Raw genomic sequence first — 21,397 nt, 5'->3', positions numbered from 1 at the left:
GGCGAACGCGCGGCCACCCACCGGAGACGGCCGGCCCGCCGACGTGCGACCGCCCGCGCTCGGCTGCCCACTCACGAACGCCTGCGGATCCGCGAACACCCGATCGCCCACAGACGCTCGATCGCCCGCAGACACCCGGTCGGCCGCGGACGCCCGGTCGCCCATGAATGCCCGGTCGGCCGCGGATAACCGATCGCCTGAGCCCGCCCGGCCGCCTGTGAACGTCTGTACACCGGCGACCGCGACGGTGCTGCCCCGGCGCAAACCGCGCCCCGGCAGCAGCCCACTCAACTCGGCCACCACCGGCAGCATCCGGTCCATGCCCGGTTCACCGGTTCCGGTGGCCGTCCGGACCATCTCCGCGAGAGCGGCCGCACCATTGATCATGCGCCCAGCCACGTCATGCCCCGCTCTGTTGCTCCCCGTCAAGCGCCACCGAACGGCAACCCCAGTCACGCGACAGACCCCCACCAAGCACCACGACGGCCGGCCCCGTCACGCACACCGCCCGATCACCAGTCACCCGGCCAGTCCAGCCCGCCGACCTCCCATCAGCCGGCCACCTGACCAACCCCGAAAAGACCGCCCCCGAAAGACCGCCCTGAAAAGAGCCAGGCCGCCCGGCAGGCGTCATTTCGACAGATCTCAACCCCCAAATACCGTCACAAATCTCCCCCTGGAAGACGCCACCTTCCCGAACCGGCCATGCCGCACGAACAACCAAGATCAACTAAGGGGGGAGGTCGACCCCGACTCGATGACATGAACAGCCGGTTCAACCCACCTGCGGCCAGTCCGTCATGCGGTCGGCCGGCTCACCGGAATCAGGGACCGAACGGACGGCTCAGCCCTCTGCGTGCGAACGACCGACTCAAACCCCTGACGCGATCGACCGGCTCAAACTCTGCAGACGGTCGACCGGTTCAAAACCCCACATGCGATCGACCGGTTCAAAACCCCGCAGGCGGTGGATCGACCCACAGCCCTACATCTGGCCGACCGACTCAGACCACTCCATGCGGCGGATCGGTCCACAGCCCCACATCCGGGCAACCGGCTCAGACCACTCCATGCGGCGGATCGGTCCACAGCCCTACATCCGGGCAACCGGTTCAGACTCTCCCAGGCGTCCGGCCGGCTCACAGCCCCACATCCGGGAGACCGGCTCAGACCACTCCATGCGGTCGACCGGCTCACAGCCCCACCACCCTGATGTGCTGCGGGATGACTCGAACGCCGCCTGAGGACATCCGCGCGAGACCGAGAGACGGGGCAAGCGTGCGGAGTGGCCAGGAGCGCCGCCGGGGTGCTCATGCCGCTAGCGGGGGCTGGTAGGAGAAGCCGAGGGAGGACTCGGCGACCGCCACGAACTGCTCGGCGGCGCGCAGGAGGTCGTCGGCTTCGCGGGCGCTCACCACGTGGGGGATGCCGGCTTCCGCGGCGGCGCGTTTGCCGGCGCCGAGGGCGAAATAGCCGGCCCAGTCGCCGAACTCCGGGGCCACCATGACGAGCAACGACCAGACACTGGTCGCCTTGGTCCGGCGGCTGCTGCCTCGAGCGGACGGCCGGGCGCGGGCAGCGAGCAAGGCCGCGGCCGCGCGCAGGGCGGCCATGTGCGCCGTCGCATAGCGCAGACCGTCGGGAGTGGTGCGCGCCGCCTCACTCAACCCCTCATGGGCGATCGTCAGCAGTTGAGCAGGAGTCCGGTGCGGCAGCATGTGAGCCGGAACCGTCGGCGCCTCCGCCCGGGCACCCGCACCAGCCCGGCCCTGGCCGAGAGCAGGACCGGCCGCCGGCTGCACAGGTCCGAAGGCCGGACCGGCGGCAGACCGCGCTGGACCGAGAACCGGGTCGGCACCCGATGACGACGATCCGGAAACCGAACGCGCGACGGACGGCACCGCGCTGGCAGCTGGATCGACAACAGGCGCAGCCGGACCGGAAAGCAGACCAGCGGCAGCCGACGCCGAGCCGGAAACCGAACCCGCGGCAGACGGCACCGCACTGACAGCCGGATCGGCGGCAGATGAGGCCGGCCCGGAAAGCAGGGCGGCGGCAGTCGGCGCCGGGCCGGAAACCAGGCCCGCAGGGGACGGGACCGCGCTGGAGGCTGGGCCGGCAACGGATGAGGGTGGGGCAGGGGGCGAGCCGGCGCCGGTCAGGGCTGGACCGGCGACAGAGGGTGGTGAGCCGAGAGCCGGACCGGCGGTGGGCTGCGCTGCGCCGGAAGGCGGGGCAGCAGCGGACCGTCTCGGGCCGGGAGTCGTTGTGAGGCCCGGGGCCGTGGTGCTCGCCATCGTCGTTTCTCCTCACCTGTTCCGCATCCGGCGTGATGGCCGGATCGATCGCCGCGGAGGAAGACGCAGCATGCCTGTCGGCCGAAGCCGGAACCGGAGCTCCAACGGGCGGCCGGAGCCCCGGCGGGCGACCACTCGGGTCGCCGAGCGGCGAACCGGCCGGGCGTGAAGCTTCCCCACACCACACCCGGCCGGCACCGCCGGCGGGTCCGTCGCCCGCCACCGGGGGTCGGGGGCGGCGAGCGACGGCCTGCCTTTGACGGGCCCGGACCCGCGAATGCCCGGACCACGCGTGCGGCACTTCGCGGGCGCCGCACCCGGGAGGCGAGCCGCGAAACACGCTCCCGGAGCAGAACGAACACTCTTTCGAACATCCGTTCTAACTACAGCAGAGACTAACACCCCCCTCCGACAAAAACGCAACCTTCGGCACGTCGCTCCGCCAGCTTTTTCGAACGGGTGATCGACAACTCGAGAACAAGGCGCCGGGATCCGCGAACCCGGCACGAACGACCCGGCCAGAGACGACCGTCACTCGCACTCGATACCCCCGGGGGGTATCGTGGCGACATGACCCACCACACGCATCACGCGGTTCACCCACCGCCGGGCGAGAAGTCGTGGCGGACGGCGATGAGAGCGACCCTGCACTGCCTCACCGGCTGCGCCATCGGGGAGGTGCTCGGCATGGTGATCGGCAGCGCACTGGGATGGTCCGCGGCCGCCACCGTGACCCTGGCGATCGCGCTGGCGTTCGTCTTCGGATATGCGCTGACCATGCGACCCCTGCTGCGTTCCGGGATCGATGTCCGCACGGCGCTCACGCTGGCGCTGGCCGCGGACACGGTGTCGATCGCCGTCATGGAGATCATCGACAACGCGGTCATGGTCAGTGTCCCGGGCGCCATGGAGGCCGGCCTGGGCAGTGGGCTGTTCTGGGCGTCGCTCGCCTTCGCCCTGATGGTCGCCTTCGTGCTGACCGTGCCGGTCAACCGGTGGCTGATCGCGCGCGGCAAGGGCCACGCGGCGGTCCACCGCTACCACCACTGAGCAGGCTCGCAGCCGGGCACTCTCCCGCCTGCGAGCCGGCAGCCGCAACGAGAAGACGCCTCGAGCACGAAAAGCAGCCCGACGCGGGCAGGCGACCCGAACAGGGAAAGCAGCCCGAACACGGACAAGCGAGGCCCGAGCACGAAGCAGCCCGAGCATGGGAGGCCCGCCCGACACGGGAGGCGGTCCAGCACGGGAGGCGGCCCAGCAGGGAAGGCGGCCCAGCAGGGGAGGCGGCCCAGCACGGGAGGCGGCCCAGCACGGGAGGCGGTCCCCACGAGAGAAGGCGAGCCGAGGACGGAGGACGAGAACGAGAACGAGCAGGGAAGGCGAGACGAAGCAAGGAGAGAAGGGACGAAAGAGCAAGGGACAAGGGGTGAGAACGCGAATAGCGCGCTTCCCACCCGTACCACCAAGGAAGGAACCGCATGGGTGGCGAAGCGGAGGCCGCACCGACGCCTCCCCCGGGGATGAAAGTGGCGAAACAACCGCGAACGGCAAGCCGCAGGAGTCATGAATACGATGGGCGGCATGGCGACGATCGTGGTGACCGGCGGCAGTTCGGGGGTGGGCCTGGCGGCTGCGAAGCAGTTCGCCGCCCGCGGTGACGAGGTGGTCCTGGTCGGCCGTGATCCCGGCAGGCTGGCCGCTGCCGTGGAGCAGGTGCGGGCCGCCGGCGGCAGCGACCCCGCCCATTTCCGGGCCGATTTCGAGAATCTCGAGGAGGTGCGTTCCCTCGCCGGCCACCTTCTCGACGGCTATCCCCGGATCGACGTCCTGGCGAACAACGCCGGCGGCATGGTCGGCGAGTTCCGCCGCACCCCCGACGGCTTCGAGGCGACCGTCCAGGGCAATCATCTGGCCCCGTTCCTGCTGACCAGCCTGCTCCGGGACCGTCTGCGCGGCGCCCGCGTGGTCAACACCGCTTCCCGCGCGCATCAGCAGGGCAGCCCGGACCCGGCGGCGCTGGCCGGCGATCCGGCGGCGTACAGCTCGTGGCGGGCCTACGGCGCGGGTAAGGCCGCGAACATCCTGTTCACCGCCGAGGCGGCCCGCCGCTGGCCGGATGTGTTCAGCGTGTCGTTCCATCCCGGTGTGGTGCGGACGAATTTCGGGGCGGGCGCCGTGACCCGGTTCTTCTACAAGTACGCGCCTTTCCTGGTCACCCCGGAGAAGGCGGGTGAGCTGCTGGTCTGGCTGGCGACGGCGCCGGAGGCCGAGCTGGTGAACGGCGGCTACTACGTGGGCCACAAGGTGACCGCTCCGGCTCCGCACGCCCGCGACGCCGATCTCGCCGCGCGGCTGTGGGATGCCAGCGCCGCGGCGGTGGGCAGGTGACCATGCACGATCATCCCAACGTGGCAGCGGTGCGGAGCGCCCTGGCGGCGGCCGGTCTGGACACCGGGGTCGTCATCCTGGACGAGGCCGTGCACACCGCGGCGGCCGCGGCCGCGGCTCTGGAGGTCGAGGTCGGCCAGATCGCCAACTCGCTGATCTTCGACGCGGACGGTGATCCGCTGCTGGTGCTGACGTCGGGCGCGCACCGGGTCGACACCGGGAAGGTGGCCGCCGCGATCGGGGTGGCGAGGCTGCGCCGGGCCACGCCCGAGTTCGTCCGGGAGCACACCGGGCAGGCGATCGGCGGGGTCGCGCCGCTGGGTCATCCGAAACCGGTGCGGACCCTGGTGGACGTCGAACTGGAGCGGTTCCCGGTGCTGTGGGCGGCCGGTGGCGTACCCCGATCGGTCTTTCCCATCGGCTATGCCGATCTGGTCCGGGTCACCTCGGGCACGCCGACGGTCGTGGCGTGACCCGGTGAGCGATGACCTGGTCAGTCTGCATGTCTGGCGCATTCCGCGGCAGGCGGTGGGCTCCGCCCTGCTGCGGATGGCTTTCGCCCGGCGACGTCTCGCGGGGGCCCGGTTCGGCAAGTTTCTGGGTACGGGCACCGGCGCCACTTTCGGCCCGGGCGACGCCGATCTGACCCGCTGGGCCGCGATCACCGTGAGCGACCGTCCGGTCCGGTTGCCGGTCTGGGACTCGATCGCCGAGAGCCATGTCCGGCTGGATCTGGATCCGCTGGTGAGCCGGGGCTCCTGGTCGGGCGTGAGCCCGTTCGCGGCGACCGGCGGGAAGACTGACGGCATGGTGCTGTCGCTCACCCGGGCCCGGCTGCGGCCGGCCCGGGCGCTGCGGTTCTGGCGGTCGATCCCGCCGGTGGCCCGGGAGGTGGGCGCCGCGCCGGGCCTGCTCGCCCGGTTCGGGATCGGGGAGGCGCCGATCGGCTGGCAGGGCACGGTCAGCGTGTGGCGCAGCACGACGGACCTGACCGCGTTCGCGTACCGTCAGCCAGAACACCGAGCGGTGATCGCACGCACCCCCACCGACCGCTGGTACGCCGAGGAGCTTTTCGCCCGTTTCGCGGTGCGGGAGATCAGTGGGGACCGGGGTGTGCTGGGCTGGACCGCCGACGAGAAGGAGCGCACGGAGCGATGAGGCTCGTTGCTTGGCAGCCGGATGACCTGCTGCGCCGGCTCGACGACGTGGTGACCGTCTACGGCGAGGCGATGGGTTACCGCAAGGAGCTGTTGCAGACCCGCCGCGGCTACATCGGCTCGCACGTGCGCCGGCCGGGTTTCCGGGCGGTGGCGACGCTGACCGCCGAGGGCCGGGTCGCCGGTTTCGGGTACGGCTACACCTCCGCGCCCGGCCAGTGGTGGCACGATCAGGTGCGTTCCGCCTTGGACGAGCCGGCCCGCCGGCAGTGGCTGACCGACTGTTTCGAGGTGGTCGAGCTGCATGTGCGCCCGGTCGCGCAGGGGCACGGTGTCGGCGCCAAGCAGTTGCGTGCCCTGCTGGCGATGGCCGACGGCAAGACGGTGCTGCTGTCCACACCGGAGGCCGACGAGCAGGCGTCCCGCGCGTGGCGGCTGTACCGGCGGCACGGTTTCACCGACGTGCTGCGGAACTTCATCTTCCCCGGCGACGAGCGGGCGTTCGCGATCCTGGGCCGGGAGATACCGCTGCCGGCCGACAGCACGGACTGACCGGCGTTGCGCGGAGTTCCCTGGTTCCTGCTGGGCTGCCTGATCCTGGCCCAGATCTGCTATCCGCTCACCTCGGGTGGGGTGCGGGCCGGTCTCACCGTGGCGACGGTGTTGATCGGGGTGCTGCTGTCGGTGACGCACGCGCTGCTGAGCCGGGGTGTGCGCGCCGGAGTGGCGCTGGTGGCGACGGCGACGCTGGGCGGGTTCGCGGTCGAGGCGATCGGTGTGGCGACCGGTTTCCCGTTCGGGACGTACGACTATTCCGGTCAGCTCGGCCCGAAGGTCCTCGGCGTGCCGCTGATCATCCCGCTCGCCTGGACCTGGATGGCCTGGCCGGCCTGGCTGGCGGCGACCCGGGTGGCCCGGGGCCGGACGGCCCGGATCGTGGTCGCCGCGGCCGGCCTCGCCGCCTGGGACCTGTTCCTGGACCCGCAGATGGTCGCCGAGGGGTACTGGCGCTGGCACGACCCGGTGCCGGCGCTGCCCGGCGTGCCGGGTGTGCCGATCGGCAACTATCTGGGCTGGCTCGGTTTCGCCCTGCTGCTGATGACGGCCCTGTCGTTCGCGGCGGGATCCGCTTTCGAGGAGCGCGCCGGGGACGGGCCGATGCTGGCGTTGTGGCTCTGGACGTACGGGTCCTCGGTCCTCGCGCACGCCGTCTTCCTGGATCTGCCCGCCTCCGCGGCCTGGGGCGGTGTCCTGATGGGCGCGGCCGTCCTGCCGCTGCTGCCGCGCCTGCGCCGGACATGACCGCCTGGCTCGCGCTGGCCCCGCTGGTGCTGCTCACCGCGCACACCGCGGTCAACGCCGTGCTGCTGCGCCGTCCCCGGCGGCGGGCGGCCACGTCCGAGCGGGTCGCCGTCCTGCTGCCGCTGCGCAACGAGGCGGACCGGGTCACCCCGTGCCTGGAGTCCCTGCTGGCGCAGCGGGGCGTGGCGGACCTGGCCATCCATGTGCTCGACGACGACTCCACCGACGGTACGGCCGAGGTGGTGCGGGCGATCACCGCCGGGGACGGGCGGGTGCGGCTGATCTCCGGGGGTCCGCCGCCGGACGGCTGGCTCGGCAAACCGAACGCCTGCCGGCGGCTCGCCGACGACGCCGGGGACGCGGACGTGCTGGTCTTCGTCGACGCCGACGTGGTGCTGGAACCGGACGCCGTCGCGGGGGCGGTGGCGCTGCTGCGGGAGAGCGGGGTCACGCTGCTCTCCCCGTACCCGAGGATCGTGGGCGCCGGGCGTCTCGTACAACCGCTGTTGCAGTGGTCGTGGCTGACCTTCCTGCCGTTGCGCGGCATGGAACGCTCGCCGCGCCCGTCCCTGGCGGCCGCCGGTGGGCAGTGGCTGATCGCTGATCGTGCCGGTTATCGGCGGGCGGGCGGTCACGCGGCGGTCCGCGCCGACGTTCTGGAGGACATCGGCCTGGCCCGGGCGGTGAAACGCTCCGGCGGGCGGATCGCGCTCGCCGACGGCTCGGGCCTGGCCTCCTGTCACATGTACGGTTCCTGGCGCGAGCTCGCGGACGGTTACGGCAAATCCCTGTGGGCGTCCTTCGGGTCGGCGGCGGGTGCGGGCGCCGTCGTGGTCCTTCTTCTCCTGTTGTACGCCGTACCGGCGCTGTTCCTCCTCTCCCCCTGGCCGGTCGTGGCCCTGGCCGCGCTTCTGCTCGGCGTGACCGGCCGCCTGATCAGCGCGGCCGCGACCGGGGGCCGGCTCGCCGACGCGTTCGCGCATCCGGTCTCGGTGGTCCTGTTCGCCTGGCTGGTCGCCCGTTCCTTCCACCTGCGGCGGACCGGCCGCCTGTCCTGGCGCGGCCGCGCGCTCGGCGAACCCCGCGTACCAGATAGGAATGACCGTGCGTGACATCGTGGTGATCGGGGCCGGGGTCGGTGGCATGGCCGCCGCATTGCGGCTGGCGTCGGCGGGGCATCGGGTGACCGTTTTTGAACGCTCGGCACAGCCTGGCGGGAAACTGGCCGTGTTCGAACGGGACGGCTACCGCTTCGACACCGGGCCGAGCCTGCTCACGCTGCCGCAGGTATTCGAGGAGCTGGGCCTGGGATTGCGCCCGGAACCGCTGGACCCGGTGGTGCGGCACGTCTTCCCGGACGGCGTGGTACTCGACTCGTCGTCCGTTCACGAGGTCTTCCTGGAACGGATCGCGACGGCACTGGGCGGAAATGCCGCGGCCGATTGGGATCAGTTCTGGCGGCGGGCGGCGCGCATCTGGCGGGCATCGTGGGATGCGGTGCTGCAACAGCCGGTGACGGCGGCGTCGCTGGCCCGGATGTCCTGGCGGCTCGGTGACCTCGCGGCGATCGCGCCCGGCCGGTCGTTGCGGGCGCTCGGCCGCCGCCATCTGCGCGACCCCCGGCTGCGGATGATGCTGGACCGCTACGCCACCTACACCGGCACGGATCCGCGCCGGGCGCCCGCCGCGCTGGCCGCGATCCCCTACGCGGAACTCACCCACGGTGGCTGGTACCTGCCGGGAGGTCTCGGCACGATCGCCACGGCGTTGCACGCCGAAAGCGTTGCCGCGGGGGTACGGGTGAACCTCGGCACCGAGGTCGCCGCGATCGAAGCGGACACCGCGGTCCGCGGGGTGCGCTTGACCTCCGGCCGGTTCGTGCCCGCCGACGTGGTCGTGTCGAATGTGGACGCCGTGTCGCTCTACCGGGATCTGCTGCCCGCGCCGAAACCGCTGGCCCGGCTGGCGGACCGGAGCCTCGCCGGGTTCGTGCTGCTGCTCGGGGTGCGCGGGCGGACCCCGGAACTGGCCCACCACACGGTGTTCTTCCCGCGCGACTACGACGCCGAGTTCGACGCCATCTTCCCCGGCCCGGGGCGGCGGGCCCGGCCGGTGCCGGATCCGGCCGTGTTCGTGACCCGGGCGGACGATCCGGCCGTCCGGCCGGACGGCCGGGAGGCATGGTTCGTACTGGTCAACGCGCCCCGGCACGGGTCGGCGTGGTCCGCAGTGGACTGGCGGCGGCCGGGACTGGCCGGAGCGTACGCCGATCATGTCCTGGACGTTCTGGCCCGGCGCGGGCTGGACGTGCGGGATCGGCTGGAATTCGTGGAGACCCGGACGCCGGCGGATCTGGCGGAGGCGGCAGCCGCGCCGGGCGGGTCGATCTACGGCACCGCGGGCGGACTGCTGCGGCCCGGCAACCGCGGGCCGGTCGACGGGTTGTTCCTGGTGGGCGGCTCGGTGCATCCGGGCGGCGGGCTGCCGATGGTGGCCCTGTCCGCCAAGATCGTGACCCGTCTGATCCGCTGAGCCGGCCCGCGGCGGAAAACTGAATACGAAGGCTTCAAGAAAGGCGCTTGCAGTCTTCTTGGGATCGCCGGCGAGAAGAGCGCTTGCCGACGATCTGATCAAGAAGTGGCGCGGGCGGCCAGGAAGGCTTTGGCCATGGCGGAGGCCAGGTCGGCGGGGTCACGGGCCGCGATGGCCTGGCCGCCGGTGGCCTTGGCCATGCTCTGCAGGGCGGCCATGTTGGCGTCCGGGCCGTAACCGACCGCGATGACCGGAACCGGTCTGGCCGGGTCCCGGCCGGTGTTGAGCCGCTTCAGGAACTCACTGTTGGACATCGCGAACCGGGTGCCACCGTCGGCGCCGTCGGTGAGCACCACGACCACCGACGGACGGCCGGGCTCGAACTTCCCGCGCACGAAGTCGACCCCGTCGAGAACGCTCTGGTAGAGAGGCGTCCCGGCGGACTGCACCGGACGGTACGAGCTGATCTTCCCGGCCAGGGCCCGGCGCCGGGCCTTGCCGTCGGCGCTGTCGGAGATCTCGCCGAAGTCGACCTCCTCGGTATGGGCGGGACCGGTCGCCGCCCCAGCGCCGAAATACCACATACCGATCCGGGTGTCCTCATTGAACAGTTCGGCCGCGGCCGTCCCGGACTCGCGCAGCAGGGACGCCTTGGTGGCCGTACCCTTGCCGATCTTCTCGTTCATCGAGCCGGACGCGTCGATCAGCAGCAGCACCTGGAAGGCGAGATCCTGGAACTGCGCCCACTGCTTGGCCGGGGCGAGCAGACCCGGCCCGGACTCGGGCAGACGGGCGCCGCCGGCGGTCGGCTCGGTGCGGAAACCGGCCTCACCGACGGCCTGCTTGCTGATCGCCGCGCGCAGCTGCTCGGCCAGGCCGCTCCGCACACCGTTGCGGACCGCGTACGGATAGTCGGCCTCGACCTGGCCGTCAGCCGGGACCGCACCGACGAGCGAGACCTGGTGACCGCCCTGGCGATAGGCGGTGATCTGCTGCTCGACCACCGGGAAGACGCCCACCTGGTACGTCGCCTCGACCGGGTCCGTCTCCTGCGCCAACCGGCCGATCAGGGTGGCCGGGTCGGCGGCCGACATCGTCAGCCGGTTGCGCAGGGTGAGCGCGCGCAGCTGGGCGACGCCGGAATCCTTCGTGGTCAGTGCGGTCGCGGCGTGCACGCCGTGGACACTGAGCAGGCCGGCGGTGGTACGCAGCGGGTTGCTCATGGTGACGAGCGGGATCCGGCCCTCGGTGATCGCCTTCGTCACGGCGGTCCAGCTGGTCCTGCCGTCCCGGACGAACTGGCCGGTGATCGGCTCCGGCGCGGCCAGCATGATCGGTGACCAGGCGAGGGTCGCGCCGGAGGTCCGGTAGACGAGGCTGCGCTCCTCGGCGATCCGCAGCCAGGCCGTCGAGGACGGCACCCAGACGTCCGGCTTGCCACCGGACTCCAGGGTGACTCCAGGCTCCTCGGCGCGCACCAGGATCGGCGCGCAGCGCTGCCCGTCCGGGTTGAGGGTGTCCGCGGCGGCGCGGATCACCGGCTCGATCTCGGGGGCGGTCATCACGGTGAGCTCGGGGTCGGGGCAGGGCGCGACGCTGGGCTGCGTCGCCGAGGGCGCCGGCCCGGAGCTGGACTGGGCGGCCGGTTGTGACGATCCGTTGCTCATCAGCCGCCAGGCGACACCACCGGCGACCAAGAGGACCACAATCACCAGGGCTGCGGAGAGCAGGACCCGGCTCCGGGCCTGCGGTGGCTCTGGCCACTCGTTGTCGGACATTCCACCTAACCCGTCGTAAGGGGAGGTACGGATGCCTGCCGGATAGTAGTCCGGGATTCATGTCTCGCAATGGTTCGATGCGCAAAGCGGCACATCACGGCAGGATTCGAGGCTCCGCGACGGCGATCACTATCAATTCACCGTCGCCACCGAGACCGGGTGGCTCGCGCCCCCAGCCGCCGTACACCTGATCCACCCGGAAACCCGCCGACCGCAACGTCTCGCGCAGCAGGGCCTCGTCGCGGAACCGGAGAGCGGCGGTGCTGGTAAGCGCGAGCCCGTCGTCGAAGTGGTAGTGGTGGACGACCGGGACCACGCCGTCGGCGCCGGCCGGGCCGGCCTCGGTCCACGCCTGCACCACCGAACCGTCGGCCAGCACGATCGGCCGCTCGGTGCCGGCCCGGGTCCAGTCCCGCCAGGGCCGCCCGGCCGGGTCCGGACTGTCGAAGATCAGCCGCCCGTCGGTGACCAGGGCGTCGCGCAGGGCGTGCAGCGCGCCGCTCCACTCCTCGTCGGTGCCCAGGTGCGCGGCGACGTGGCCGGTCATGAAGGCGGCGTCGAACGACCGCGGCGGCAGGGTCTCGAACGAGCCCTGGATCCACCGGACCCGTCCGGCGCCGGGCTTGCGGCGGGCCGCGTCGAGCACCGGGCCGGCCGGGTCGACGGCGGTCACCTCGTGACCGGCCTCGGCCATCGCGATCGCCAGGCGGCCGGTGCCGCAGCCGAGGTCGAGGACCCGGGGCGCCACCCGGTCGGCAAGGACCCGCAGGAAGAAGTCGTCCTCCCAGCCCAGGAGGCGCTCAGTGTCGTACACCTCGACGAGGCGGGGATCCCGGTACTCACCGTGCCACACATCCGGAGCCTAGACGCGCGGCAACCACTCCACCACCCGATGTGGACGATCGACCGCGCGGTGGCTCAGAGCGACGCGCTGTGCTCGATCACCACGTCGCGCAGGGCGGCGGCCGCGTGCGGCAGCACCGCGCCCCGACGCTGGGCCAGCGCGATGGTCCGGCGCATGCCGGGCGGGGCGAGCGGGGTGGCCCGCAGCAGCGGCCGGTTGGCGAGCACCATGCTGGGCACCACCGCGACGCCGAGACCGGCCTCGACGAAGGCGAGCACGGCGTCCATCTCCCCGCCCTCGACGGCGAACTTGGGGGTGAAGCCGGCCCGCTCGCAGGCGTGCAGGGTGACGTCGCGGATGTCGTAGCCGACCCGGAACATCACCATCGGGGTGTGCCGGAGCTCGGCGAGATCGAGCTGGCGGGCCACCGTCAGCGGCGGGCCGGCCGCGACCGAGGCCACCACCAGGCTCTCCCGGAGCAGCTCGGTCGCCTCCAGGCCCGGGTCGACGCCGTGCTCGGGCGCCACGATCAGGGCCAGGTCGAGGGCGTGGGCGAGCAGGCTGTCGATCAGGTCCTGCGAGCTGCCCTCACTGATGTGCAGCCGGATGGCCGGATGCTCGGCACGGTAGGCGCGCAGCACCGGCGGCACCAGCGAGGAGCACAGGCTCGGGGTGGCGCCCAGCCGGATCTCGCCGCGCCGGAGACCGACGATGTCAGCGACCGCGTCCCGGGCCGCGTCAGCGTCCGCGATCATCCGCTGCGCCAGAGGGAGCAGCGTCTCCCCCGCGACGGTGAGGGTCACGCCGCCGCGGATGCGCTCGAACAGCGGCGCGCCGAGTGAGGTTTCCAGGGTGTGAATCTGCTTACTCAGCGTAGGTTGCGAGACGCCCATTTCGTCCGCCGCTTGGGTGAAATGTCGGGTCTCTGCCACCGCTACGAAGTACCTGAGTTGTTGCAGCTGCACCGTAATAGCCTATCGCTATGGACGGCTCACCGATCATGCATTAGACGAATCGTTCGGGACTTCCTACCTTCCCAGTTGTGGCGGTAGACACTCCAATTCCGAAGACGACGAACGCGGCGGGTGCGACGGCACGCCCCACGCCGCGGAAGTCGGTCCGACCCTCGTCGGTCATCCTCAAACTGATCATGGCGGTCAGCGGCGCGCTGCTGGTCCTGTTCCTCTTCGCGCACGCGGCCGGCAACCTCAAGATCTTCGTGGGCCTGTCGGACTTCGACCACTACGCGGAATGGCTGCGAGGGCTCGGCACGCCCCTGCTGCCGCACGCGTGGTTCCTCTGGATCCAGCGGGTCGGCCTGCTGGTCGCGATCGGCCTGCACATCTGGGCGGCGACGGCGCTGACCATCCGCGCGAGGAAGGCGCGCCCGGTCAAGTACGCGCACCGGCCGAAGATCCAGGGCAGCTACGCCGCGCGCACCATGCGCTGGGGTGGCGTGATCATCGTGCTCTTCGTGATCTACCACATCCTCGACCTGACCACCGGTCACCTGAACCCGGAGGGCGGCGACTCCGACCCGTCCGCCCGGGTGGTCGCGGACTTCGCCCCCGAGCGCTGGTACGTGACGCTCTTCTACGTCGTCTCCGTGGTCGCCGTCGGCTTCCACCTGCGGCACGGCATCTGGAGCGCGTTCCGCACGCTGGGCCAGCAGACGACCAAGGGCGAGCGCCGGGCACAGGCGATCGCGCTGGTGCTCTCCGTCGTGCTGGTCGCGATGTACCTCTCGGTGCCCTTCGCGGTGCTGACCGGATTGGTGGATTGATCATGACTGCTAGCGATTTCTGGGCCGAGGGCGAACCCGTCGTCGACAAGGCCGCCCCGGACGGGCCGGTCGAGACCCGCTGGGAACGGCGCAAGTTCTCCGCCAAGCTGGTCAACCCGGCGAACCGCCGCAAGCTGACCGTGATCGTGGTGGGCACCGGCCTGGCCGGCGGCTCGGCCGCGGCGACCCTGGCCGAGGCCGGGTACAAGGTCAAGTCGTACTGCTACCAGGACAGCCCGCGCCGCGCGCACTCGATCGCCGCGCAGGGTGGCATCAACGCCGCGAAGAACTACCGCAACGACGGCGACTCCGTCTACCGGCTGTTCTACGACACGGTCAAAGGCGGCGACTTCCGCGCCCGTGAGTCCAACGTGTACCGGCTCGCCCAGGTCAGCGTGAACATCATCGACCAGTGCGTGGCCCAGGGCGTCCCGTTCGCCCGCGAATACGGCGGCCTGCTCGACAACCGTTCGTTCGGCGGCACCCAGGTGTCCCGCACGTTCTACGCCCGGGGCCAGACGGGCCAGCAGCTGCTGCTCGGCGCGTACCAGGCCCTGGAGCGGCAGATCGGCCTCGGCAACGTCGAGATGAACACCCGACACGAGATGCTCGAACTGATCATCGTGGACGGCAAGGCCCGCGGCATCGTCGTCCGGGACATGATCACCGGCGAGATCACCACCGAGTTCGCCGACGCGGTCGTGCTCGCCTCCGGCGGCTACGGCAACGTGTTCTTCCTGTCGACGAACGCCAAGGGCTGCAACGTCACCGCGACGTGGCGGGCGCACCGCAAGGGCGCGCTGTTCGCGAACCCCTGCTACACGCAGATCCACCCGACCTGCATCCCGGAGTCCGGCTCGCACCAGTCGAAGCTGACCCTGATGTCGGAGTCGCTGCGCAACGACGGCCGCGTCTGGGTGCCGAAGGACGCCAAGGACTGCCAGAAGCCGGCCGGGGAGATCGCGGAGGAGGACCGCGACTACTACCTCGAGCGCATCTACCCGTCGTTCGGCAACCTGGTGCCCCGGGACATCGCGTCACGTGCCGCCAAGAACGTCTGCGACGAGGGCCGTGGCGTCGGCCCCGGCGGTCTCGGCGTCTACCTCGACTTCGCCGACGCGATCAAGCGGCTGGGCCGCAAGGCCGTCGAGGCCAAGTACGGCAACCTCTTCGAGATGTACGAGCGGATCACCGGCGAGGACCCGTACGAGACGCCGATGCGCATCTACCCCGCCGTGCACTACACGATGGGCGGCCTCTGGGTCGACTACGACCTCCAGTCGACGATCCCCGGCCTGTTCGTGATCGGTGAGGCGAACTTCTCCGACCACGGCGCCAACCGGCTCGGCGCGTCCGCGCTGATGCAGGGCCTCGCCGACGGCTACTTCGTGCTCCCGAACACGATCAGCAACTACCTCGCCGCCGGCCCGTTCCCCGCCGTGTCCGCCGGCGACGCTCCGGTGGTCGAAGCCCGCAAGCAGGTCGAGGACCGGATCGCCAAGTTCCTGTCGATCGACGGCGACCGCACCGTGGACTCGTTCCACCGCGAACTCGGCCAGATCATGTGGGAATACTGCGGCATGGAACGCTCCGAAGAGGGCCTGACCAAGGCCATCGGCCTGATCCGGGCGCTCAAGGAGGAGTTCTGGACCCGGGTGAAGGTGCCCGGCAAGGGCGAAGAGCTCAACCAGAACCTCGAGAAGGCCGGCCGGGTGGCCGACTTCATCGAACTCGGTGAACTGATGTGCATCGACGCGCTGCACCGGCGGGAATCCTGCGGCGGCCACTTCCGGGCCGAGTCGCAGACCCCCGACGGCGAGGCACTGCGCCACGACGACGAGTTCAGCTACGCCGCGGCGTGGGAGTACTTCGGCGCCGACGGCAAGCCGGTCCTGCACAAGGAGGACCTCAACTTCGAGTACGTCCACCCGAGCACGCGGAGCTACAAGTAATGGACATCAAGGTCAGGGTGTGGCGTCAGGCCGGTCCGTCCGCGGCCGGAAAGATGGTCACCTACGACGTGAAGGGGATCTCCCCCGACGCGTCGTTCCTCGAGATGATCGACGTGCTCAACGAGACGCTGATCCTCAACGGTGACGACCCGATCGCGTTCGACCACGACTGCCGCGAAGGCATCTGCGGCATGTGCAGCATGGTCATCAACGGTGTGGCGCACGGCCCGGAGAAGGCCACCACCACCTGCCAGCTGCACATGCGCAAGTTCAAGGACGGCGACGTGATCGACGTCGAGCCGTGGCGCGCCGCCGCCTTCCCGGTCATCAAGGACCTGGTCGTCGACCGCACCCCCCTCGACAAGATCATCCAGGCCGGTGGTTACATCACCGCCCCCACCGGCACCGCGCCGGACGCCCACGCCACACCGGTACCCAAGAAGGACGCCGACGCCGCGTTCGAAGCAGCCACCTGCATCGGCTGCGGCGCCTGCGTGGCCGCCTGCCCCAACGGCTCCTCGATGCTGTTCACCGCCGCGAAGATCGCCCACCTCGGCCTGATGCCGCAAGGCCAGCCCGAACGTGACAGCCGCGTCATCGACATGCTGCAGGCACAGGACGACGCCGGCTTCGGCGGCTGCACCAACGCCGGCGAATGCACCACGGTCTGCCCCAAGGGCATCCCGATGAGCCTCATCGGCCGCCTGAACAGCGACTACCGCAAGGCGATCAGCAAGCGCTGACCGTCGCAGTCTCCAGGTATCGGGCACAACGGCGTGACCGATACCCGGCTTCTTCGGAAGGCCCGGCACAACGGCGTGCCGGGCCTCCGGTCTTTCACACCCCTTCTGCGGTACGCGCCACGCAAGGTCCCGTGACTCGCGGCGGCTGCGGCAGGCGTCTCCGCACGACCGTCCCCCGGTGCCGCTCATGCATGCCCGGCACGGTCACCCCCCGGCTGGTCGTCAGGGCTGTCTCAACGGCGCTGAGACAGCCCTGACACCAGCCGGCCGGGATCAGGCCGCGAGGGCCTGGGCGATCGCTACGGTGTGCTGATACTCGCGCCAGTGGGCGAGTCTGCCGTCCCGGGTCCGCAGCACCGCGATGAACGGGGCCGAGGCGCTCACGCCGGTTCCGGTGTGGGTGCCGGCCAGCTCGTACTCGACGACGATCACGTCCGGGTCGGTGGTCTCGTGGACGGTCACGTCACGCACGTCCTCGAAGCGCACCGGGAACGCCGCCCGGCCCGCCTCGGTGTACGCGACGACCCGCTCCCGGCCCTCGGTGCGCACCGGATGCCCCGGCGCCGCGAACGGGGTCTCGATCACCACGTCCTCGGTGAGCAGGCCGGGCTCGAAGGTGCTCCGCCCGGCGAGCCACTGCGTACACATCCGTTCGAAGATCTCGGTCGGTGTCACGGCGTCTCCTCCTCCAGTAAGATGAGTACGAACTCAACTTAACCACGAAAATGAGTGGAGACTCAACTTGCGCTCCGACGCGGTACGCAACCGGGCCCGCATCCTGGATGTCGCGGAAGAGGTCTTCTCCGAGTTGGGCCCGGACGCGCCGACCGAGGAGGTGGCCCGCCGGGCAGGCGTCGCCATCGGCACGGTGTTCCGCCACTTCCCCACCAAGAACGACCTGCTCGCCGCGATCATGAAACGACTGCTGGACCGGCTCGCTGAATCCGCCGGGCGACTCGGCGGCGGAGACGGGCTGTTCGCGTTCTTCACGGCACTGGTCGCCGAGGCCGCCAGCAAACGGGCGGTGGTCGACCTGCTGGCCCGCGGCGGGGTGGAGATCCGGCTGCCGGAGACCGTGGGCGTCCTCGAGTCAGCGGTCGGCGAACTGCTCGGCCAAGCCCAGGCCGCCGGGACGGTCGCGGCCGGCGTCCGACTGCCCGAGGTGATGGCGTTGCTGGTGAGCGTGTGCCAGGGCGCGCTGCACGGAGGCTGGGACACGGAGCTGCGCACCCGTACCCTCGCGGTGGTCTTCGCGGGCCTGGCCCGCTCCTAGGCCGGTCGCTCGCCCACATCCGTGCGTAAGGTCCCACGACACCATCGGACCGGATGCGGTGTGCGTTCGAGGACACCGCGCCGATCAGCGGGCTCGCCGGCTGAGGCCGAGACGTCGCCGGGTGCGGAGCACGGTGAACACGACGAGCATCGCGCCGACGGCGAGGACGAGGCGGTCGCTGACGTGGACCAGGGCCGCGCCGAGGGGAATGGCGATCGCGACCGGGCCGAAGAGGGCCGTGTTACTGGTAGCGGCGACGCGGCCCAGCAGGTGGGCCGGAGTTTCGGACTGCACGGCGGTGACGGCCGCGATCAGGGCCCAGACCAGTCCGGCACCGGCCAGGACGTTGCCGGCGATCATCGTCGGCCACCAGGGCAGGGTCCAGGCCACACAGGCGACCGCGAAGACCACCGCACCGATCGCCGCGACCCGTGCCGCCGGCATCCGGGCCAGCAGGCGGCCCACCACGAGACCGGCGATCAGGGATCCGGCGCCCTGGGCGCTGGACAGAATCCCGAGATGGGTGGACGGCAGGTGCAGTCCGTCGACGAGCCGGGACAGCACGGCCGCGTTGGTGAGCCCGGAAACCGCGATCGCGACGGCCGCCACCAGCACCGGCGTGCGCAGCGGCTCCCGCACCAGCACTACCAGGCCCTGCCGCACGCTGCCCCACCCCAACGTCACCCGCCCCTCTCCGACCACCCGCTCGGGTCCGGGCCCCTCCGGAGCCGATGGGGTCGCGGCGGCGGGAACCCGGGCGCCGGCCTGCACTGAGGCCGTACCGGTCCGCTGGGGTGCGGCTGCCGCCTTGTCGCCGCCCTCGGCGGCAGGTGCGGGATGAGAAGGCGCCGGGGTCAGCGTGATCAGGGTGTACAGGAGAGCGCCCAGCAGGGGCAGAGTGGCACAGAGCAGGACCACCGGGCGCGGCCCGGCGGAGGCGTAGAGGGCGGCGCCGGCCAGTGGGGCCAGCAGCTTCATGCCCTCCTGGGCGCTGGATCGCCAGCCGTTGACGTCGCCGAGGAGCCGGGTGGACAGGGCAGCCGGTAACAGCGCCGACTCGCCGGCGTCGGAGAGGACGTAGCCGATGCCGCGGATCACCATGACCGCGTAGATCAGCCAGGTGTGACCGGCGTTGCTCACCGCCAGAAGGCTGAGCATCGTCAGACCGAGGGTGATCTCGGTGCAGATCAGCAGGGTACGGCGCGGGAAGCGGTCGACGAGTGCGCCCAGCCAGGGGGCGGCCAGGCTGGGCGCGTAGGTGCCGAGGGCTCCGAGCGCCGCAAGACCGGGGTTTCCCGTCAGGTCGAGGATCCAGATGCCGGCGGCCAGGGTCAGGGCGGTGCCCCCGAAACCGGACAGAACGGAGATCAGTACGAAGAGAACCGCGTTGCGTCGCATGCCGTACTCCCATCGCCCGGCCGGCCCCCTGGCAGGAAGGCGGACGGCATCGTGTCGGGCCCCGATGACGTGAGGGCCGGTCCGCCGATACGGCTTCCCCCGGCCGGCTCGCCCATGGTCATCGCAAGGACTTGAGTCTGATGGACTCACATCCTGGCGGCTTGGATGGATTCTCGTCAACCCGCACTTGCCGGCCAAGGGATACGGGCGTCCCGCAACACCGCCTCGGCTGAGCGCCTGACGACAAGGTGGGGAGCACAGCAGGGTGGGAGCCCGAGCACGCCGACCAGGAAAGAGCCGTGCACGGAACAGCGCGGGTCCCGGTCGTTCGGGCGAGAGGGTCTGGACCAGGGGCTACGAGAGAGTGGCGGCTTCCCGCAGCCGGGAGATGGCGGCGCGCAACGGGGCGGGGAGAGCGGGGACATCAGGGCTCGAGAGGTCGGCCAAAGCTGCGACGACCAGGTCGAACAGGGCACCGGTGGGGGCATCGGGTGCGGCGGCCAGGGTTTCGCGGACCAGGGAGGCGCGAGTGAAACGGTGATCCCAGCGGCGGTCGGCGCCGATGCGGCGGTGCAGGTCGGTGGCGCGGCGGCGGAGTTCCTGGGCGCCCGGACCGTACCCCTCGTCAAGCTCTTGCCGCTGTGGCCGCATGGCGCGTTCGGCTGCTGCGGCCAGGCGATGCCGACGCTGTTCGGCGGCCTGGCGGCTGGCCAGGCCGAGCGCGGCGGCGATCTCCGGCCAGGTCGCGCCGTCGCGGCGGGCGCGGTCGATGAATTCCAGCTCCTCGGTGTCGAGGCGGGCACGCCGGGCCCGAACCTCGCGAAGCGCTTCCAGGTCAGCCACGATCACAATCTACCGCATCGTCAACGTTTTGTTGACATCAGGACGTCGAGGCTGACGAAAGATCCCGCTGCTCGCGGCCGCATGGTGGCTGAAACACGGCCGGAACCAGCGCGCGCGGCGGCCCGACGCCACCACGGGACGCCGTGCCGGGGAGAGAAAGTGGGGCGGCCGACGGGTCCCCGTGTTAACCCGCCGACCGCCCGTTCAGGAAAGCCTGTTCACCGACGCCGGCCTGAGAAGAGCGGTCGGGCAGAAAGAAGGTCGGTCTGAAAGAAGGTCGGTCTGAAAGAAGGTCGGTCTGAAAGAAGGTCGGTCTGAAAGAAGGTCGGTCTGAAAGAGAGGCCGATGTGAGGGAGCAAGACCGGTGTGCGCGAGAAGGGCCGGTCGGAGGGAGAGGTCGGACTGAAGGAGAGAGGCCGGTCCCGGCGAGTAGATCAGTGGAAGGATGCGGTCCAGATGGGGGCGAACGGCGTGATCCGCAGCGGCATGCGGGCCTCGGCGGGGGTGCGGTCGCCCTTGCGGTTGTTGCACCGCCCGCAGGCCGCCACCGTGTTGTGCCATTCGTTACGGCCGCCACGCGAGCGCGGCAGGACGTGGTCGATGGTCGAGGCGGCAGCCCCGCAATAGGCGCACCTCCGCCCGTCCCGCACCAGCACACCGGCCCGCGACCAGGCCGGACCGCGGCCGCGCCGCCACCGGGTGACGACGTAGGACACCAGCCGCACCACGGTCGGCACCGGATAGACCCCGATCCGGGTGTCCGGCTGGGCCTCGTGCACCACGGCGACCTGACGGAACAGCATCCGAAGCGCGTGCCGGAGGCTGACCCGGTGCAGCGGTCCGCAGTCGGCGTTCAGAACCAGAACCGCACTCATTTCATCACCCCCGGAAAATGATTTGCACCATGCGGAATCCACAGCTCAGAGGCGTTCCTCCCGGGCAGATCCGCTGAGGAGAAAAATAGGCGGGCCATCGACCGCCGACAACCGAATAAAAGATCCCCGGACAGACGCCGGTCACCGGGATGGGCGGCGGGAATCGCCGGTCACCGGGATGGGCGGCGGGAATCGCCGGTCACCGGGATGGGCGGCGGGAATCGCCAGGCGG

Annotated in this window: 20 protein-coding genes; 12 read left to right on the top strand and 8 right to left on the bottom strand. The window is 70.9% G+C overall.

Translation table 11 applies throughout. The features are described 5' to 3' along the window. Positions 1-1,310 precede the first annotated feature (1,310 nt). On the bottom strand, positions 1,311-1,718 hold the full coding sequence (locus Aut01nite_RS21910) for an SAV_6107 family HEPN domain-containing protein (RefSeq protein WP_043523836.1): 408 nt from the start codon (positions 1,716-1,718) through the stop codon (positions 1,311-1,313). Between the two features lie 1,149 nt (positions 1,719-2,867). Between Aut01nite_RS21910 and Aut01nite_RS21905 the strand changes: the two genes are divergently transcribed. From Aut01nite_RS21905 to Aut01nite_RS21870, 8 genes are all read left to right on the top strand, one after another. After that, positions 2,868-3,347, top strand: coding sequence for a DUF4396 domain-containing protein (locus Aut01nite_RS21905; RefSeq protein WP_043523837.1), 480 nt, complete (start codon positions 2,868-2,870; stop codon positions 3,345-3,347). 531 nt (positions 3,348-3,878) lie between these two features. After that, entirely contained in the window at positions 3,879-4,685 is an 807-nt protein-coding gene (locus Aut01nite_RS21900) for an SDR family NAD(P)-dependent oxidoreductase (RefSeq protein ID WP_373871529.1), read from the top strand. Between the two features lie 2 nt (positions 4,686-4,687). Further along, complete coding sequence (locus Aut01nite_RS21895; RefSeq protein WP_043523929.1) at positions 4,688-5,158, top strand: YbaK/EbsC family protein; 471 nt, start codon at positions 4,688-4,690, stop codon at positions 5,156-5,158. Further along, positions 5,109-5,843 (top strand): monooxygenase, encoded by a 735-nt coding sequence (locus Aut01nite_RS21890; protein ID WP_052163454.1) that lies wholly within the window; start codon positions 5,109-5,111, stop codon positions 5,841-5,843. The genes Aut01nite_RS21895 and Aut01nite_RS21890 overlap by 50 nt, the downstream gene beginning before the upstream one ends. Next, complete coding sequence (locus Aut01nite_RS21885) at positions 5,840-6,394, top strand: GNAT family N-acetyltransferase (RefSeq protein ID WP_043523839.1); 555 nt, start codon at positions 5,840-5,842, stop codon at positions 6,392-6,394. Before Aut01nite_RS21890 ends, Aut01nite_RS21885 begins: the two co-directional genes overlap by 4 nt. 6 nt (positions 6,395-6,400) lie before the next feature. Next, positions 6,401-7,144: a carotenoid biosynthesis protein gene (locus Aut01nite_RS21880; RefSeq protein WP_043523840.1), complete on the top strand. Its 744-nt coding sequence runs from the start codon at positions 6,401-6,403 to the stop codon at positions 7,142-7,144. Beyond that, complete coding sequence (locus tag Aut01nite_RS21875) at positions 7,141-8,256, top strand: glycosyltransferase family 2 protein (protein WP_052163455.1); 1,116 nt, start codon at positions 7,141-7,143, stop codon at positions 8,254-8,256. The genes Aut01nite_RS21880 and Aut01nite_RS21875 overlap by 4 nt, the downstream gene beginning before the upstream one ends. Then, a complete protein-coding gene (locus tag Aut01nite_RS21870) occupies positions 8,249-9,676 on the top strand; it encodes a phytoene desaturase family protein (protein ID WP_152628587.1) in 1,428 nt (475 codons plus the stop codon). The genes Aut01nite_RS21875 and Aut01nite_RS21870 overlap by 8 nt, the downstream gene beginning before the upstream one ends. Before the next feature lie 98 nt (positions 9,677-9,774). Here Aut01nite_RS21870 and Aut01nite_RS21865 read toward each other — a convergent pair whose 3' ends face one another. From Aut01nite_RS21865 to Aut01nite_RS21855, 3 genes are all read right to left on the bottom strand, one after another. Then, positions 9,775-11,454 (bottom strand): substrate-binding domain-containing protein, encoded by a 1,680-nt coding sequence (locus Aut01nite_RS21865; RefSeq protein WP_043523842.1) that lies wholly within the window; start codon positions 11,452-11,454, stop codon positions 9,775-9,777. Between the two features lie 94 nt (positions 11,455-11,548). Beyond that, positions 11,549-12,307, bottom strand: a complete 759-nt coding sequence (locus tag Aut01nite_RS21860) for a class I SAM-dependent methyltransferase (RefSeq protein WP_043523843.1) — start codon at positions 12,305-12,307, stop codon at positions 11,549-11,551. Between the two features lie 65 nt (positions 12,308-12,372). Continuing rightward, the gene (locus Aut01nite_RS21855) at positions 12,373-13,269 is read right to left on the bottom strand and encodes a LysR family transcriptional regulator (RefSeq protein ID WP_083998674.1); all 897 of its coding nucleotides are present in this window, start codon (positions 13,267-13,269) and stop codon (positions 12,373-12,375) included. A 164-nt stretch (positions 13,270-13,433) separates the two neighbouring features. Between Aut01nite_RS21855 and Aut01nite_RS21850 the strand changes: the two genes are divergently transcribed. Genes Aut01nite_RS21850 through Aut01nite_RS21840 form a run of 3 tightly spaced genes read left to right on the top strand, consistent with a single transcriptional unit; the run spans position 13,434 to position 16,776 of the window. Continuing rightward, positions 13,434-14,081, top strand: coding sequence for a succinate dehydrogenase cytochrome b subunit (locus tag Aut01nite_RS21850; RefSeq protein WP_268871692.1), 648 nt, complete (start codon positions 13,434-13,436; stop codon positions 14,079-14,081). A gap of 2 nt (positions 14,082-14,083) precedes the next feature. After that, a complete protein-coding gene (locus Aut01nite_RS21845; RefSeq protein ID WP_043523846.1) occupies positions 14,084-16,033 on the top strand; it encodes a fumarate reductase/succinate dehydrogenase flavoprotein subunit in 1,950 nt (649 codons plus the stop codon). Then, positions 16,033-16,776: a succinate dehydrogenase/fumarate reductase iron-sulfur subunit gene (locus tag Aut01nite_RS21840; RefSeq protein ID WP_043523847.1), complete on the top strand. Its 744-nt coding sequence runs from the start codon at positions 16,033-16,035 to the stop codon at positions 16,774-16,776. The genes Aut01nite_RS21845 and Aut01nite_RS21840 overlap by 1 nt, the downstream gene beginning before the upstream one ends. 273 nt (positions 16,777-17,049) lie before the next feature. Here the strand turns inward: Aut01nite_RS21840 and Aut01nite_RS21835 are convergent, their stop codons facing one another. Further along, positions 17,050-17,451: a nuclear transport factor 2 family protein gene (locus Aut01nite_RS21835; protein WP_043523848.1), complete on the bottom strand. Its 402-nt coding sequence runs from the start codon at positions 17,449-17,451 to the stop codon at positions 17,050-17,052. A gap of 67 nt (positions 17,452-17,518) precedes the next feature. Between Aut01nite_RS21835 and Aut01nite_RS21830 the strand changes: the two genes are divergently transcribed. Then, entirely contained in the window at positions 17,519-18,049 is a 531-nt protein-coding gene (locus tag Aut01nite_RS21830) for a TetR/AcrR family transcriptional regulator (protein ID WP_043523849.1), read from the top strand. 84 nt (positions 18,050-18,133) lie between these two features. Here Aut01nite_RS21830 and Aut01nite_RS21825 read toward each other — a convergent pair whose 3' ends face one another. From Aut01nite_RS21825 to Aut01nite_RS21815, 3 genes are all read right to left on the bottom strand, one after another. After that, positions 18,134-19,447, bottom strand: a complete 1,314-nt coding sequence (locus Aut01nite_RS21825) for an MFS transporter (protein ID WP_052163456.1) — start codon at positions 19,445-19,447, stop codon at positions 18,134-18,136. 354 nt (positions 19,448-19,801) lie between these two features. After that, positions 19,802-20,290: a hypothetical protein gene (locus Aut01nite_RS21820; RefSeq protein ID WP_052163467.1), complete on the bottom strand. Its 489-nt coding sequence runs from the start codon at positions 20,288-20,290 to the stop codon at positions 19,802-19,804. A 434-nt stretch (positions 20,291-20,724) separates the two neighbouring features. After that, complete coding sequence (locus Aut01nite_RS21815; protein WP_043523850.1) at positions 20,725-21,165, bottom strand: HNH endonuclease; 441 nt, start codon at positions 21,163-21,165, stop codon at positions 20,725-20,727. Positions 21,166-21,397: the final 232 nt, after the last annotated feature.

The sequence above is a fragment of the Actinoplanes utahensis genome (assembly GCF_016862455.1).
GTDB lineage: Bacteria > Actinomycetota > Actinomycetes > Mycobacteriales > Micromonosporaceae > Actinoplanes > Actinoplanes utahensis.
This window is presented reverse-complemented; position numbering and strand designations above follow the sequence as displayed.